Below are 15,351 nucleotides of genomic sequence, written 5' to 3'. Positions count from 1 at the left end.
TGGGGCTCCCGGGGCGGAAAGGACGGACGCGGAAGGACGGACGCGCCGCTTCCGCTGTCGGGGGGCACCGCCATACTGCTCGGATGACCGTCGTCGTCGTGGGGGCCGGACCGGCCGGACTCACCGTTGCCAACATCCTGCGCGCCGCCTCCGTGGACTGCGTGGTCCTGGAGACGGAGAGCAGGGAGTTCATCGAACAGCGACCCCGCGCGGGCTTCCTGGAGGAGTGGGCGGTGCGCGCCCTGGAGCGCAGAGGGCTGGCCGGGCCGCTCCTCGAACGCGCGCAGACGCACACCGAGTGCGAGTTCCGCAGCGCGGGGGAGCGCCATCGGTTCCGCTACGCCGAGCTGTCGGGCCACCGCCACTTCGTCTACCCCCAGCCGCTGCTGGTCACGGACCTGGTGCGGGCCTACGCGGACCGCGCGGGCGGCGACATCCGCTTCGGTGTGCGCGACGTACGACTGCACGACATCGACACGGACCGTCCCGCGGTGTCGTACACGGATCCCGCCACCGGCGAGCGTGTGCGGCTTGACTGTGACGCCGTGGCGGGCTGTGACGGGGCACGCGGAGTGACCCGCGCCCATCTGACCGAGGAGCACGGCGCGGTCGTCGCGCGGCGTGACTACGGCATCGGCTGGCTGGCCCTGCTGGCCGAGGCGCCGCCGTCCTCGGACTGCGTCGTCTTCGGGCTGCACCCCCGGGGCTTCGCCGCGCACATGGCGCGCAGCCCCGAGATCACCCGCTACTACCTGGAGTGCCCGCCCGGCGACGACCCGGCCGGCTGGCCCGACGAGCGGGTCTGGGCGGAGCTGCACGCGCGCCTTGCCGCCGACGGGGCGCCGCCGCTCACCGAGGGGCGGATCGTCGAGAAGCGCGTCCTGGACATGCACAACTACGTGGTGGCGCCGATGTCCCGCGGCCGCCTGTACCTGGCGGGCGACGCCGCCCACCTCACGGCGCCGATCGCGGCGAAGGGCATGAACCTCGCCCTGCACGACGCGCTGACGCTCGGGGACGCCCTCGTCGCGCACGCCCGGGACGGCGACGAGAGCGGCCTGCACGGCTACTCGGCGGACTGCCTGCCGCGCGTGTGGCAGTACCAGGAGTTCTCGCAGTGGTTCGCCGACGTACTGCACGGGGCCTCGTCGGGCGACCCGTTCGAGGCGGGCGTCGCGGACGCCCGGCTGCGACGGCTCCTTGCCTCGTCCACCGGGGCCGCGGCCTTCGCGGAGCTGTACATAGGCAAGAACGCGGACACGTGAGGCGGTGAAGCGGGCGCGTAGAACGGTGAGCCCGGCGCGGCCCGCGTCGGTCCGGTCGGCTCAGTCCGGTGTCGTGTGGCGGTGGCGCGCCCACATGGGCAGCACGAACCAGCACAGCAGGTACCAGCCGACGACCCCGGACACCAGCCAGGGGACCACGGTGTCGTCGGTGGCCACCCGCAGGATGAGCAGGAGCGCCGACGTCAACGTGCCGAGCAGGAGGATCAGGCCGAGGAAGGTGAGCCGGGAGGCCCACAGCACCGCCGCCGGCTTGATCTTGCGGCCCGCGACGACGCGGTGGAACGACACCGGGCCGATGAGGGCCCCGGTCGCCGCGGAGCCGAGGATCACGGTCACGACGTAGATGGTCCGGTCGGTGTCGGTCAGGTCCTGGAACCGCGGGGTGAAGGCGACGGTCAGCAGGAAGCCGAAGAGGATCTGCACGCCGGTCTGCGCGACCCGAACCTCCTGGATCAGTTCGCCCCAGCGGCGGTCGGCGCGCTCGCTCTCGGTCTCGCGGCGGTCGTCGCTCGGAGGGGGCGTTCCCGGGCCGTCCCCGGTTCCCCTGTTCGACGCGTCCACATCATGAGTCTGCCCAGGAACCAAGGACTCTACAAACGGGGGCGCGAAATGCGGGCGCGTGTTTGATTCGAGTCGTCGCGGGCGGGCAGGCGGGAGTCTGAGTGATCATCGCACCCGATCCGGAGGAAGCCCCCATGCTGCTGGCGCACCCCGTCGTCCTGGAAGACCTGCTGGAGCGCTACAAGGCTCTGGCTCTGCTCCGCGCCGATCAAGGAAGTGCCGAGAGCCGACAGGCGTACGAGGACGTGGCGTACAGCCTGTGCCTCGCGACCGGCACCAGTGACGTCGACGCGGCCGTCGTCGCGGCGGGCCACCGGCTGCCGGGCGCGAGGACCATGGACGACTCCGTGCTGACCGCTTGACGAACGGCGCCCCCTGCCGGGTCGGCCCTCCTGGTCACCCCTCCTGCTCACCCCTCCTGAGCGCCGTGCCAGACGGTCGTGGCGTTGCAGAACTCCCGGATGCCGTGGCCGGAGAGCTCCCGTCCGTAGCCGGACCGCTTGACGCCGCCGAAGGGCAGGCCGGGGTGGGAGGCGGTCATGCCGTTGAAGAAGACACCGCCCGCCTCCAGGTTGCGTACGCACCTCTCGACCTCGGCGTCGTCACGGGTCCACACGTTCGAACTCAGGCCGAACGGCGTGTCGTTGGCCAGCTCCAACGCCTCGTCCAGATCCGCGACGCGGTAGAGCGTGGCCACCGGGCCGAACGTCTCCTCCTGGTGGATCCGCATCTGCGGGGTGATGTCCGCGAGGACGGTCGGAGCGTAGTACCAGCCCCGCTCCTGCTCCTTCGGCCGCTCGCCGCCGCACAGCGCGGTGGCACCCTTGCCCAGCGCGTCCTCGACGAGCTCCTCCAGGTCGCCGCGGCCCTGCTCGCTGGAGAGCGGACCCACGTCGGTGTCCTCGTCCATCGGGTCGCCGACGGTCAACTCCCGCATGCCGGCGACGAACCGGTCGCGGAAGGCGTCGTAGACGTCGGCGTGCACGATGAAGCGCTTGGCGGCGATGCAGGACTGGCCGTTGTTCTGTACGCGGGCCGTCACCGCGGTCGCGGCCGCGCGCTCGACGTCGGCGCTCGGCAGCACGATGTACGGGTCGCTGCCGCCCAGTTCCAGGACGGTCTTCTTGATCTCGTCGCCCGCGACGGACGCGACCGCGCGTCCGGCGGGCTCGCTGCCGGTGAGCGTCGCCGCGGCCACCCGCCGGTCGCGCAGGATGTCCTCGACCGCGCCCGAGCCGACCAGGAGCGTCTGGAAGCAGCCCTCCGGGTAGCCGGCGCGGGTGAAGAGGTCCTGGAGGTAGAGGGCGGTGCGGGGCACGTTCGACGCGTGCTTGAGGAGGGCGACGTTGCCGGCCATCAGGGCGGGGGCGGCGAAGCGGACGACCTGCCAGAGCGGGAAGTTCCACGGCATGACGGCGAGGACGACGCCGAGCGGGCGGTAGCGGACCACGGCCCGTGAGGCGCCCGAGTCGGCCACGTCCTCCCGCGCGGGGTGTTCGTCGGCGAGCAGCGACTCGGCGTGCCGCGCGTACCAGCGCATGCTCTTGACGCACTTCGCCGCCTCGGCCCTCGCGGCCTTGACCGGCTTGCCCATCTCCGTCGTCATGGTGCGCGCGATGGCCGGGATGTCCTCTTCGAGCAGGTCGGCGGCGCGTTCGAGCAGTCGGGAGCGCTCGGCGAAGTCGGTGGTGCGGTGGTGCGCGTACGCGGCGTCGGCGGCCGCCAGACGCTCCTTGATCTCGTCGGGCGTGAGCGGCTCGAAGGTCTCGAGGGTCTCACCGGTGGCCGGGTTGACCGTGGCGATGGGCATGCGGTTCCTCCAGGCTCCGCGCGGTACGTACCGGGGCATTTCAGCGTAGGCCGACCCGCACGTGGCGGCATGCGGGGATGTGGCATGCGGGGAGGCGGCGGCCTCGTACCGCGAAGTGCTCACGAAGGCCCCGCGAAGCCCCACGAAGCCCCACGAAGGCCCCGCGAAGGGCCCACGCGGCCTACAAAGGGCGGGATCAGTCCGTGGAGAGCGCTTCCAGGAGCTGTCCGGCCTTGGGGTCGGTCAGGGCGCGGGCGGCGTCGGCGAGCGCGACCATGCCCACCAGGGCGTGCCCGTCGATCACGGGCAGCCGCCGCACCTTGTGTCCGGTCAGGGTCGCGAAGACCTCGTCGACGCCGTCGTCCGCGCCGATGGTCACCGCCTCGCCCTGGGCGAGCTCCTTGACCAGAACCTTGGAGGGGTCCTTGCCCTTGCCCACGACCTTGACCACGATGTCGCGGTCGGTGAGGACGCCCTTGAGCCGGTTGTCGGTCCCGCAGATCGGCAGCGCCCCGACGCCCAGTTCCGTCATCTTGGCAGCCGCCTGGAGGACGGTCTCCTCGGCTCCGGCGCACTCCGCGCCCGGAGTCATGATCTCGCGTGCGGTGGTCATCCGAACCTCCTCGCAGATCGGTGTGCGGCCCGGTGGCCCGACGGGCTGACCGGACCGCGGTCGCCGACCGGGTGCCCACCGTGCGCGGGGGAAACATCCACCGGCACGGCGGGTCCCGTCGCCTGCTCGAACCTCAGCAGCTGAGGTTCGAGCCGGGGGTGGTGCCGAGGATCTGGGTGAAGGCCTTGTAGCGGTCGATGCGGCTCTGGACCTGCGAGGGGTTGCCGCCGTTGCACTCCAGGGTGCCGTTGATGGCGCGGATGGTCTCACCGAAACCGGCGCCGTTCACCATGGCGTTGTGCGGGGTCATGGTGCCGGGGCCGCTCTGGGTGTTCCAGTACCAGAGGCCCGTCTGCCAGGCGATGGAGGCGTTCTGCTCCACCAGGTAGGGGTTGTGGAGGAGATCGATGCCGAGGGCGTCGCCCGCGGCCTTGTAGTTGAAGTTCCAGCTGAGCTGGATCGGTCCGCGCCCGTAGTAGGCGGCCTGGCCCGCCGGACACCCGTAGGGCTGGGACTGGTCGCAGTAGTGCGGGTAGTTGCTCTGGTTCTGCTCGACCACGTACACCAACCCGCCGGTCTCGTGGCTGACGTTGGCGAGGAACGCCGCCGCCTCCTGCCGCCGGACCGTCTCGCTGCCGGTGTTGGCGAAGCCCGGGTACGCCTTGAGCGCGTCGGTCAGACCCTGGTACGTGTAGAACGAGTTCCGGTTCGGGAACATCTGATTGAACTGGGCCTCGCTGACGACGAAGCCGGACGGGTCGGGGTCGCCCGGGTTCGTGCCGCCGCCGCAGGCGCCCTGGTCCGCCCAGACGTCGGCGCGGCCCGGAGTCTCGTTCTGCGTCCACCACTTGGCGGTCCAGTTGTGCCCGTTGTACGAGGCCGCCTTGCCGCCGGTGTAGACGGACGAGGAGTTCCACGGGGCCGCGCACTCGGCGGCGGAGGCCGAGGTGGCGGCCGGGCCGAGGACGATCGTCGCGCCGAGTGCGGCGAGCGCAGCCGCGAAGCCGGTGATGCGTCTGATCATGCCAACTCTCCTTACGGGCGGGGCGGTTTGGGGCCCGCGCCGCCATGGGGGTGCCGCGACTCAAGCGAAATGGTCTGAACCTGTCAAGGTCTAGACCAATGGAGGCGGGTAAAACCTGCGGCGCGACGGGTGGGCGGTCCCCGTTGTCCTCGTTCGTGCCGCCCCGCGCCCGCGCCCGCGTCGGTGTCCACGCCGGTTGACAGCGGAAACATGGGATGTTCCCATGTCTCGTATACATGGGATGTTCCCAGGTGTGGCGCCCGTAGGGCGTCCCGGAGAGAAGGTGTGCCGACCGATGCCGCTGCGCAGCGCCGCCAGGACCAACCTCGTCGACCTCGTCATCGCCCAGATGGAGAGCCTCATCGCCGACGGCGAGTGGCGGGTCGGCGAGAAGATCCCGGCCGAACCACTGCTCGTGCAGCAGCTTGCCGTGGGCCGCAACACCGTGCGTGAGGCGGTCCGCGCGCTCGTGCACACCGGCATGCTCGAACCCCGCCAGGGCGACGGCACCTATGTGCGCGCCAACAGCGACTTCGGCGCCGCGGTCCAGCGCAGGATGCGCAGGGCGGGGGTCCTTGAGGCGTACGAAGTGCGCGCGGGCCTTGAGCGCGACGCCGCCCGGTACGCCGCGGAGCGCCGCACCGACGAGGACCTCGCCACGCTGCGGGCCGCGCTGGAGGAGCGCACCCTGGCCTGGGAGAGCGGCAACACCGCGGCGTTCGTCGACGCGGACATGGCCTTCCACCGCACCGTCGCCGACGCGGCGCACAACACCGTCCTGGCCGAGCTGTACGGACACCTCAGTGACGCCCTGCGCTCCACCGTGCAGTCCGTCATGGGGGCACCCGTCCCCGACTCCGTCCGCCACCAGCTCGCCGGACACAAGGCGATCGTCGACGCCATCGAGGCGCGTGACCCCGAGGCCGCCGAGGCCGCGGTGCTCGCCCACATCTCCGAGGGCATGGCCGCGCTGCGCGAGCAGCCGCTGGACGGCCCCGGCGACGCCCTCGACGACGACCCGGACGCGGCGGACGCGGCACCCCGCACAACCGACGCCGCACACCGCACGTGAGTGACCCCGCACATGAGTGACCAGCAGCACGCGAAGCAGGAGCAGGAGCAGTACATGAGTGAGACAGCAGCACCGGCCGCCGGCGGGGCCGCACCCGGCGGCGCCACGGCGCCCGGTGCGGGCCCGGCGCGTTCCTCCGCCGAGGCCGACGCGGCCTCGGCGGGTGCGTCGGCGGAGGTCGGCGTCGCCGCCGGGCACATGTCTGCCGGGGCCGGCGCACCTCCGAGCCCCGCCTCCCTGCCGGCCGGGCGCCGCGCGCTCTACCTCGCCGTTGGCGTCGTCCTGCTGGCACTCAACCTCCGCCCCGCCCTCGTCGCCGTCTCCCCGCTCGCCGACACCATCCGCGACGACAGCGGCATGTCGGCCGCCGCGACCAGCCTCCTCACCGCGCTCCCGCTGCTCTGCTTCGGCCTGCTCGCGCCGTTCGCGCCACGGCTCGGCCGCCGCTTCGGCATGGAACGCTCGCTGCTCGGCACCATGGCGCTGATCTGCGCGGGCACCGCGCTGCGCCTGCTCGACTCCGTCGTCGCGCTCTTCGCGGGCACCGTCGTCATCGGCGCCGGCATCGCCGTCGCCAACGTCCTGCTGCCCGGCCTGATCAAGCGCGACTTCCCCGCGAAGGCCGGCCTGATGACCGGCCTCTACTCGATGTCGCTGTTCGGCGGCGCCGCCCTCGCCGCCGGCGTCACCCTGCCCGTACAGCAGGCGAACGGCATGAACTGGCGCACCACCCTGGCGTGTTGGGGAGCCCTCGCGGTCGTGGCGCTGATCGTGTGGCTGCCGCAGCTGCGCTCCCGTACCCGGGTGAGCGCGGCGGCGGCCCGGCAGGCGGCCCATCCCGTACGGGGCCTCTGGCGCTCCCCGCTGGCCTGGCAGGTCACCGCGTACATGGGCCTGCAGTCCCTCAACTACTACGCGGCGGCCGCCTGGTTGCCGACGGTGTTCCAGGACGCGGGGATGGCCGCCGGTGACGCCGGCTGGATGCTCTCCTTCTCCTCGCTGCTCGGCATCGCGGGCTCCTTCCTCGCCCCGGTCGTCGTGGGCCGGAGGCTGCGTTCGGGCACCCTGGCCGCGCTCGGCGCCGTCCTCTGCGCCGTCGGCTTCGGCGGACTGCTCGCCGCGCCCGTCGGCGGCGCCTATCTGTGGATGACGCTGCTCGGCCTCGGCCAGGGCGCGGCCATCAGCCTGGCGCTCCTGTTCATCGTGCAGCGGGCCCCCGACGCCCGGCACGCGGCGCAACTCTCCAGCATGGCCCAGTGCTTCGGCTACATCCTGGCCGCCACCGGGCCGACCCTGCTCGGTGCCGTCCACGACGTCTCGCACAGCTGGACCGTGCCGCTCATCCTCCTGCTCGTCCTCCTTGTGCCGCAGGTGGTGGCCGGGTTCGGCGCCGCGCGCGAGCGTCATGTGGCGGGCATCGGCTGACGCGGGTCCGGGCAGGATGCACCGGGGCGCGGTGGTCCACGCCGCGCCCCGTCGGATCGAGAAGGGTGCAGCGATGACGGATTCGGCCGCCGGGCAGCTCACGATCGCACGGGCCACGCCCGACGACTGGCGGGTGGTGACGGGCTGGGCGGCGGACGAGGGCTGGAACCCCGGCCTCACCGACACCCCCTCGTTCTTCGCGCAGGACCCGGACGGGTTCTTCCTGGGTCGCGTCGACGGCGAACCGGTCTCCGCGATCTCCGTGGTCAACTACGGGGACGCGTACGCCTTTCTCGGGTGCTACCTCGTCCGCCCCGACCTGCGTGGCCGCGGCCACGGCCTCGCCACCTGGCGGGCGGGGCTCGCGCACGCGGGCAACCGGACCGTGGGACTGGACGGCGTCCCGGCCCAGCAGGACAACTACCGCCGCTCCGGCTTCGCGTGGAAGCACGGGACACAGCGGTACATCGGCACGCTTCCCGTGGTCGACGCCCCGGACCGGCAGGTACGCCCCGTGGAGGCGGCGGGCCTGCGGGCACTCGTCGCGTACGACAGCGCGTGCCTGCCCGCGGACCGGCCGCGCTTCCTGGAGTCCTGGCTGACCGCCCCGGGCCACCGCTCCCTCGCCCGCATCGTCGACGGCAGGCTCACCGGATACGGGGTGCTCAGGCCCGGCCGCGACGCCCGGCGGGTCGGGCCGCTGTTCGCGGACACCCGCGCCGACGCCGAGGCGCTCCTCGACGCGCTGGCCGCGGAGGCGGACGGCGACCCCGTCGCGATCGACGTGCCCGACACCAACCGGGAGGCGGTGGCGCTCGCCGAGGCGCGCGGCATGAAGCCCACCTTCGACACGGCCCGCATGTACACCGGGCCGATCAGGGAGTACGCGCACGAACGGGTCTTCGGCGTCACCTCGCTCGAACTCGGCTAGGGCCCGACCGCCGGGCAGGCAGGCGCCGGGGTCGTCCGGCCACTGACACCCCGGGGTGGAGACGGCGGTTCCGGCGGGTGAAATACCCGCCGGGGCTTGACCTCAAGTTTAGTTGAGGTTCTAACGTTTTCCGCATGAGCATGGAAACGACGGCATGGACGCAGATGTACAGCGTCATGCATGCCCAGCAGGACCGCCGCCCCTTCGCCCGCGCCACACTGCGCCGCATCGCCGTCTTCGCACGGCCCCACCGCCGACGCATCTGGCAGTTCGTGCTGCTCAGCATCGTCACCGCACTGCTCGCCGTGGCGACCCCGGTCCTCGCCGGATACGTCGTCACCGCCATCGTCTCGGGCGACGACTCCTCGGTGGTCGTACGGTACGCCCTCCTCATCGCGGGCATCGCCCTCGCCGAGGCCGGGCTCGGACTGCTCAGCCGCTGGCTGTCGGCGAACCTCGGCGAAGGGCTCATCCTCGACCTGCGGACCGCCGTGTTCGACCACGTCCAGCGCATGCCCGTCGCCTTCTTCACCCGCACCCGCACGGGCGCCCTGGTCAGCCGCCTCAACAACGACGTGGTCGGCGCCCAGCGGGCGTTCAGCAACACGCTGTCCGGAGTCGTCGGGAACGTCGTCACCCTGCTCCTGACCCTCGTCGTCATGATGACGCTGTCCTGGCAGATCACCCTGCTCGCACTGGTCCTGCTGCCCGTCTTCGTCGTGCCCGCCCGCCGGATGGGCTCGCGCATGGCCCGGCTGCAGCGCGAGGCCGCCCACCACAACGCCGCCATGGGCACGCGGATGACCGAGCGCTTCTCGGCGCCCGGCGCCACCCTCATCAAGCTCTTCGGCCGGCCGGGCGACGAGTCCGCGGAGTTCGCCGAGCGCGCCCACCGGGTGCGGGACATCGGCGTACGCACCGCCATGGCGCAGTCCGCCTTCATCACCGCCCTCACGCTGGTGTCGGCCCTCGCGCTGGCCCTCGTCTACGGCCTGGGCGGCTACTTCGCCCTTGAGGGCTCCCTCAAGGCGGGCGCCGTCGTCTCCCTCGCGCTGCTGCTCACCCGGCTGTACGCGCCGCTGACCTCGCTGGCCGGCGCCCGCGTCGAGGTCATGAGCGCCCTCGTCAGCTTCGAGCGGGTCTTCGAGGTGCTCGACCTGAAGCCGCTCATCGAGGAGAAGGACGACGCGGTGCCCGTGCCCGAGGGCCCCGTGGCGGTCGAGTTCGACGACGTGCGGTTCGCCTACCCCTCCGCCGACAAGGTCTCTCTCGCCTCCCTCGAAGAGGTCGCCACCCTCGACACCCGCGGCGGCGACGAGGTGCTGCACGGCGTGTCCTTCCGCGCCGAACCCGGCCAGACCGTCGCCCTCGTCGGCTCGTCCGGGGCGGGCAAGTCGACCATCGCGCAACTCCTTCCGCGCCTGTACGACACCGATGAGGGAGCCGTTCGCATCGGCGGCGTCGACGTGCGGGACCTGTCCGCCGAGTCCATGCGGGCCACCCTCGGCATGGTCACGCAGGACGGACACCTCTTCCACGAGTCCGTCCGCGCCAACCTGCTCCTCGCCCGGCCCGGCGCGAGCGAGGACGAGCTCTGGGACGTGCTGCGGCGCGCCCGCCTCGAAGACCTCGTACGCTCCCTGCCCGACGGCCTCGACACGGTGGTCGGCGAGCGCGGCTACCGCCTCTCCGGCGGCGAACGCCAGCGCATGACCATCGCGCGGCTGCTCCTCGCCGGACAGCGGGTCGTCATCCTCGACGAGGCCACGGCCCACCTCGACAACACCTCCGAGGCCGCCGTCCAGGAGGCGCTGAGCGAGGCCCTGGAGGGCCGCACCGCCGTGGTGATCGCCCACCGGCTCTCCACGGTGCGCTCCGCCGACCAGATCCTCGTCGTCGAGGCGGGACAGATCGTGGAACGCGGCACCCACGAGGAACTCCTCGCCCTGGACGGCCGGTACGCGGAGCTGTACCGCACCCAGTTCGCCAAGGGCACCGAGCCGTCGGACGGTCCCGAGGTCGTGGAGGCGGCCTGAGGACCGCGGGCACGGGGCTCGATCCGTGTCCATTCGTCCACCAGGAGTTCATCGGTTCCCCACCATCGGCACGCGCTCCCGTGAGAGAAACCCTCCATGTGCGACGACGAGTTGATACCGCCGAGCGCGGATCTGACGGAGGATCAGTGGCTGACGGCCGACCCGGCCCTGGCCGAAGGACCGGTGGGGGAGCGGGTCAGGCAGTTGCGGGCGCCGGGCCGCCGTGCCGTGCTCGGCGGTGTGGTGGCCGGGGCGGCCGCGCTGACTGTCCTACCGGGCGGGTCACCGGCCGCGGCGGCGGCCGCCACCGCCCGCACCGGCAAGTTCCCGTTGCCGACGGCACCGAACAGAGCCGGGGAGTACGCGGTGCTGCTCACCGGTGACGCCGGTACCGGCGAGGAGGCCCAGCACGCGGTCGCCGCCGCGGCCCGCGAGGTGTGCCGTGCGGAAGGCATCGGCCTCGCGGTCGGCCTCGGCGACAACATCTACGAGAACGGCCCCGAGTCCGCCGACGACTCCGAGTTCCGCACCAAGTTCGAGGACCCCAACTCCGGTCTGGACATCCCCTGGTTGATGGTCCTCGGCAACCACGACTGCTCCGGCCTCATCCCGGGCAGCGGCGGCGACCCCTCGCGCGGCGACCGCGAGGTCGCGTACGCCGCCACCTCCCCCCGCTGGTACATGCCGAGCCGCTACTACAACGTGGTCCTGCCGGCCGGCGCGGGCGACGGCGGCGACCCGGTGGTGGAGTTCTTCGCGCTCGACACCAACCCCGTCGCCTCGTACGTCGCCCAGATGGACCCGCACTACTGGTGGAACGGCCGGTACATGCGCGAGCAGCGCAGCTGGCTGGACGGCGCGCTCAAGGCGTCGCGGGCCCGGTGGAAGATCGTGCTCGGCCACCACCCGTATCTCAACAACGGCCAGCACGGGAGCGCCGGTTCGTACGACGGCTTCGTGATCGGCAACTACACCAGCGGCATCCACCTCAAGGAGCTGTACGAGGAGGTGGTGTGCGGGCAGGCCGACCTGATCCTCTCCGGGCACGACCACACCCTGCAGATCCTGGAGCCCACCGCCCGCACCGACGGCACCCGGCAGATCGTGTGCGGAGCGGCCGCCAAGTCCGGTGACGGCACAGCCCACTTCGGCCACCCGTCGGCCTGGCAGAACTTCTCCGAGCACGGCTTCATGGTCCTGAAGGTGTCCGGGCGGGCGATGACCGTCGAGGCGTACACGGTCGACATCGCCACCCGCACGGCCCGCCTCGCCCACCGCACGCGCACCGGCACGCCCGTACGGAAGCGGCTGGGCGCGGCTCACTGACCCGGTGGCGGCCGTGTCCGTATCTGTGGGGCATGTGGCCCCACAGCCATGGCACGGCGCCCCGGCGCACCGGAGACTGGAGGTGTCGCCGGAGGGACCGGTGGACCGAGGGACCAGGTGATTTCGATGACGGACGACTCCTCCGCCCCCGCCGGGGTGCGGGTGCCGGACTCCAGGCTCGCGCGGGAGGCGACCGAGCTCGTGCGGGACAGCACCGGCGAGCTGATCTACCACCACTCGCGCCGCGTGTACTTCTTCGGCAGCCTCCAGGGCGCCCGCCAAAAGCTGAGCTTCGATCCCGAACTCCTCTACGTAGCAGCGATCTTCCACGACCTCGGCCTGAACGAACCCTTCCACGCCAGCGGACGGCGCTTCGAGGTGGACAGCGCCGACGAGGCCCGGCGTTTCCTGGAGGCACGTCAGGTGCCGCAGGACGGCATCCGACGGGTGTGGACGGCCATCGCCCTGCACACCACGCCGGGCATCCCGGCGTACATGGAGCCGGAGGTGGCGCTGGTGACCGCGGGTGTGGAGTACGACGTCCTCGGCATCGGCTACCACGACCTCGACGCGGCGGACCGCGCCGCGGTCGTCGCCGCCCACCCGCGCCCCGGCTTCAAGAAGCGCATCCTGGAGGCCTTCACCGAAGGGGTGCGGCCCAAGCCGCAGACCACGTTCGGCAACGTGAAGGCCGATGTGCTCGCGCACTACGTGCCCGGCTTCGAACGCGGGGATTTCGTGCGCACCATCCTGGACTCCCCGTGGGACGAGTAGCGGCCCGCACACCGACGCGCCACGTGGTCGTGGTGACCGCATTCGACGGCGTGCAGCTGCTGGACGTCACCGGCCCCGTCGAGGTCTTCACCACGGCCAACGCCTTCGGCGCCCGATACGACGTACGGATCGTCTCGCCGACCGGCACCGACGTCCGCACCTCGTCGGGCGTGCGCATCGGCGTCGACGCCACGCCGGACGCGCTGCCCGCGCGGCTCGGCACGGTGGTCGTGCCGGGCCGGCGCGACTGGCGGCGGGCCGTCGCCGACCAAAGCCTGGTGGACCTCGTCACCGACGTCGTCGGCCGGGCTCGGCGGACCACGTCGGTGTGTGCCGGAGCCTTCGTCCTGGCCGAGACGGGAACCCTGAACGGGCGGCGCGCCGCCACGCACTGGCAGCTCGCCGGGCAGCTGGCCACCGCGTATCCCGAGGTGAGCGTGGAGACGGACCCGATCTTCGTCAGGGACGGCGACGTCATCACCTCCGCCGGCGTCACCGCGGGCATCGACCTCGCCCTGTGCCTGGTCGAGGACGACCACGGCGCCGACCTCGCGCGGGACGTGGCCCGCGAGCTGGTCGTCTTCATGGCGCGGCCCGGAGGGCAGTCCCAGTTCAGCGCCCGGCTGACACCGCGTGAGGCGAGGCACCCGGTGGTGCGTCAGGTGATGGACCGCGTCGGCACGGATCCGGCAGCCCCGCACAGCCTGGAGTCCCTCGCACGCGACGTCGGCGTCAGCGCCCGCCACCTCGGCAGGCTGTTCCGCAGGGAGACCGGGATGACGACAGGGCGGTACCTGGAATCCGTACGGCTGGAAGCCGCTCAAGCCCTCCTCGAAGCGGGCAACGACACCGTAGAGCAGGTGGCCGAGGAGTCCGGCCTCGGTTCCTCGGAGACCATGCGCCGCGTCTTCCAGCACACTCTCGGGACGAGCCCGACCGCCTACCGGGCCCGCTTCAGGACCACCGCGCCGAGCGACTGACCTGGGACTCCGCTGCTTTTAGGCCGCCTCGTAGTGGTGGGCGCGGCCCCCTCGCCACCTCACCCACGCGGGGTCGTCGAGCAGACCCTCCGCGTCCGGCAGCCCGGCCCGGCGCAGGAACTCCACGACGTCGGGGTCGGAGTGGGCGAGACCGAGGATCTGCCCGCGCGCCGTCACCCGCCGCCCGCCCGACGGGGACGGGCGGTGGACGACGATCGGGGCCTGGGCGTCGGCCGGGTCCGGTGACATGTCTCCAGGTTGCGACGCGTACGGGCGGGGCGCAGCCTGGGAGGTCCGGTGCGGGTGGGCGGTGGAGGCCACCGCTGTCACGTCCTCCTCATCCACGTACCCCGCCCCGCCGCACATGGGCCCCACACACACCGTCTGCCACGCCACACACAGGGGCCGGTGGTTTTGAGCCAGAGCCTCCGGATACCAGGTCGTGTGTCGGTGTCGTCGAAGATCTGCAGGAGGTCGCGTGATCACCCCGTCCCCGGAACTGGTCGAGCAGCGAGAACCGCTCGGCGGCGCGGAGCGGCGCACCGCGGACCTGTTCGCGGGGTTCGTCGAGCGGGAAGCCGCCGACGTGCCGCTCCCCGGCCGGTCGACGGCCCGCCGCTTCGCCGCCCTCACGGCGCTCGGACGACGTGACCTGTCGCTGGTACGGCTCGCCGAGGGACATCTGGACGCGGCGGCGATCCTCCACGAGGTGGAGGGTTCCGCGCCCGCGCCGGGGGAGCGGTGGGGCGTGTGGGCGGCGCGTCCACCTGGCCCCGGCGTCCGGGCGACGCGGACCGCGCGGGGGTGGACGCTCAGCGGCGTCAAGCCGTACTGCTCCGGTGCCCGCGCCTGCACGCACGCCCTGGTGAGCGCCGACGCCGACGACGGGTACCGGCTCTTCGCGGTGGCCCTGGCGCAGCCCGGCGTCACACCGGTGCGGGGCACGTGGCCCGCCGTCGGCATGGCCGGCAGCGACAGCCTCGAAGTGTCCTTCGCGGACGTGCCCGCGCGGGCGGTCGGCGAGGTGAACTCCTACCTGGACCGGCCAGGCTTCCAGCACGGCGGCATCGGCGTGGCCGCCTGCTGGCTCGGCGGCGCCCACGCGGTCGCCGCGCCGCTGTACGAGCGGGCGGCGGCGGGTCGGCTCGACGACCACGCGGCGGCCCACCTCGGCGCCGTCGACCTGCTGCTGCACACCGCCGACACGTTGCTGCGCCAGGCCGGGGACGACATCGACGCCGACCCCCTCGACGAGCGTGGCGAAGCGCGGGCGCGGGGCCTGCGGGTGCGGGCGTTCGTGGAGAGGGTGTGCACGGAGGTGCTCGACCGCGTCGGGCGTGCCACCGGTGCCGGGCCGCTGTGCCACGACGAGGCGCACGCGCGCGCGGTGGCGGATCTGACGGTGTACGTACGCCAGCACCACGCCGAGGCGGACCTCGCGCAACTCGGGCGGCTGGCCACGGCCGAGGCCGGTGGAGCCGCACGATGAGCCTGCCGCAGACCACCCATCCCG

At 72.5% G+C, this 15,351-nt stretch carries 15 protein-coding genes; 10 read left to right on the top strand and 5 right to left on the bottom strand.

Annotation, left to right across the window (positions count from 1 at the left end):
- Positions 1–83 precede the first annotated feature (83 nt).
- Positions 84–1,265: a 4-hydroxybenzoate 3-monooxygenase gene (locus ACZ6CV_RS14390; protein WP_469251099.1), complete on the top strand. Its 1,182-nt coding sequence runs from the start codon at positions 84–86 to the stop codon at positions 1,263–1,265.
- Between the two features lie 60 nt (positions 1,266–1,325).
- On the opposite strand, the gene ACZ6CV_RS14385 is transcribed toward ACZ6CV_RS14390, so the two are convergent.
- The gene (locus ACZ6CV_RS14385) at positions 1,326–1,847 is read right to left on the bottom strand and encodes a DUF6328 family protein (protein WP_469251098.1); all 522 of its coding nucleotides are present in this window, start codon (positions 1,845–1,847) and stop codon (positions 1,326–1,328) included.
- Between the two features lie 134 nt (positions 1,848–1,981).
- On the opposite strand from ACZ6CV_RS14385, the gene ACZ6CV_RS14380 reads away from it, so the two are divergent.
- A complete protein-coding gene (locus ACZ6CV_RS14380; protein WP_469251466.1) occupies positions 1,982–2,209 on the top strand; it encodes a DUF5133 domain-containing protein in 228 nt (75 codons plus the stop codon).
- A gap of 47 nt (positions 2,210–2,256) precedes the next feature.
- Here ACZ6CV_RS14380 and ACZ6CV_RS14375 read toward each other — a convergent pair whose 3' ends face one another.
- From ACZ6CV_RS14375 to ACZ6CV_RS14365, 3 genes are all read right to left on the bottom strand, one after another.
- On the bottom strand, positions 2,257–3,657 hold the full coding sequence (locus tag ACZ6CV_RS14375) for an NADP-dependent succinic semialdehyde dehydrogenase (RefSeq protein WP_469251097.1): 1,401 nt from the start codon (positions 3,655–3,657) through the stop codon (positions 2,257–2,259).
- Positions 3,658–3,853: 196 nt separating this feature from the next.
- Entirely contained in the window at positions 3,854–4,270 is a 417-nt protein-coding gene (locus tag ACZ6CV_RS14370; protein ID WP_469251096.1) for a CBS domain-containing protein, read from the bottom strand.
- A gap of 133 nt (positions 4,271–4,403) precedes the next feature.
- Complete coding sequence (locus tag ACZ6CV_RS14365) at positions 4,404–5,294, bottom strand: glycoside hydrolase family 19 protein (RefSeq protein ID WP_469251094.1); 891 nt, start codon at positions 5,292–5,294, stop codon at positions 4,404–4,406.
- Between the two features lie 295 nt (positions 5,295–5,589).
- Between ACZ6CV_RS14365 and ACZ6CV_RS14360 the strand changes: the two genes are divergently transcribed.
- The 7 genes from ACZ6CV_RS14360 (at position 5,590) to ACZ6CV_RS14330 (ending at position 13,838) form a co-directional block, all read left to right on the top strand.
- The gene (locus ACZ6CV_RS14360) at positions 5,590–6,366 is read left to right on the top strand and encodes a FadR/GntR family transcriptional regulator (RefSeq protein ID WP_469251093.1); all 777 of its coding nucleotides are present in this window, start codon (positions 5,590–5,592) and stop codon (positions 6,364–6,366) included.
- A 198-nt stretch (positions 6,367–6,564) separates the two neighbouring features.
- A complete protein-coding gene (locus ACZ6CV_RS14355) occupies positions 6,565–7,791 on the top strand; it encodes a CynX/NimT family MFS transporter (protein WP_469251465.1) in 1,227 nt (408 codons plus the stop codon).
- 73 nt (positions 7,792–7,864) lie between these two features.
- Positions 7,865–8,722, top strand: a complete 858-nt coding sequence (locus ACZ6CV_RS14350) for a GNAT family N-acetyltransferase (RefSeq protein WP_469251092.1) — start codon at positions 7,865–7,867, stop codon at positions 8,720–8,722.
- Positions 8,723–8,856: 134 nt separating this feature from the next.
- Positions 8,857–10,758, top strand: a complete 1,902-nt coding sequence (locus tag ACZ6CV_RS14345; protein WP_469251091.1) for an ABC transporter ATP-binding protein — start codon at positions 8,857–8,859, stop codon at positions 10,756–10,758.
- 96 nt (positions 10,759–10,854) lie between these two features.
- Positions 10,855–12,084, top strand: coding sequence for a metallophosphoesterase (locus ACZ6CV_RS14340; RefSeq protein ID WP_469251090.1), 1,230 nt, complete (start codon positions 10,855–10,857; stop codon positions 12,082–12,084).
- 126 nt (positions 12,085–12,210) lie between these two features.
- Positions 12,211–12,858 (top strand): HD domain-containing protein, encoded by a 648-nt coding sequence (locus tag ACZ6CV_RS14335; protein ID WP_469251089.1) that lies wholly within the window; start codon positions 12,211–12,213, stop codon positions 12,856–12,858.
- A gap of 32 nt (positions 12,859–12,890) precedes the next feature.
- On the top strand, positions 12,891–13,838 hold the full coding sequence (locus tag ACZ6CV_RS14330; protein WP_469251088.1) for a GlxA family transcriptional regulator: 948 nt from the start codon (positions 12,891–12,893) through the stop codon (positions 13,836–13,838).
- 18 nt (positions 13,839–13,856) lie between these two features.
- Here ACZ6CV_RS14330 and ACZ6CV_RS14325 read toward each other — a convergent pair whose 3' ends face one another.
- Complete coding sequence (locus tag ACZ6CV_RS14325; RefSeq protein ID WP_469251087.1) at positions 13,857–14,087, bottom strand: hypothetical protein; 231 nt, start codon at positions 14,085–14,087, stop codon at positions 13,857–13,859.
- Positions 14,088–14,319: 232 nt separating this feature from the next.
- On the opposite strand from ACZ6CV_RS14325, the gene ACZ6CV_RS14320 reads away from it, so the two are divergent.
- Complete coding sequence (locus tag ACZ6CV_RS14320) at positions 14,320–15,327, top strand: acyl-CoA dehydrogenase family protein (RefSeq protein WP_469251464.1); 1,008 nt, start codon at positions 14,320–14,322, stop codon at positions 15,325–15,327.
- The last annotated feature ends 24 nt before the right edge of the window (positions 15,328–15,351 follow it).

The organism is Streptomyces sp. NPDC041713, assembly GCF_055591085.1.
The sequence above is the reverse complement of the archived record's forward strand: the minus strand, read 5'-3'. Positions and strand labels throughout refer to the sequence as shown.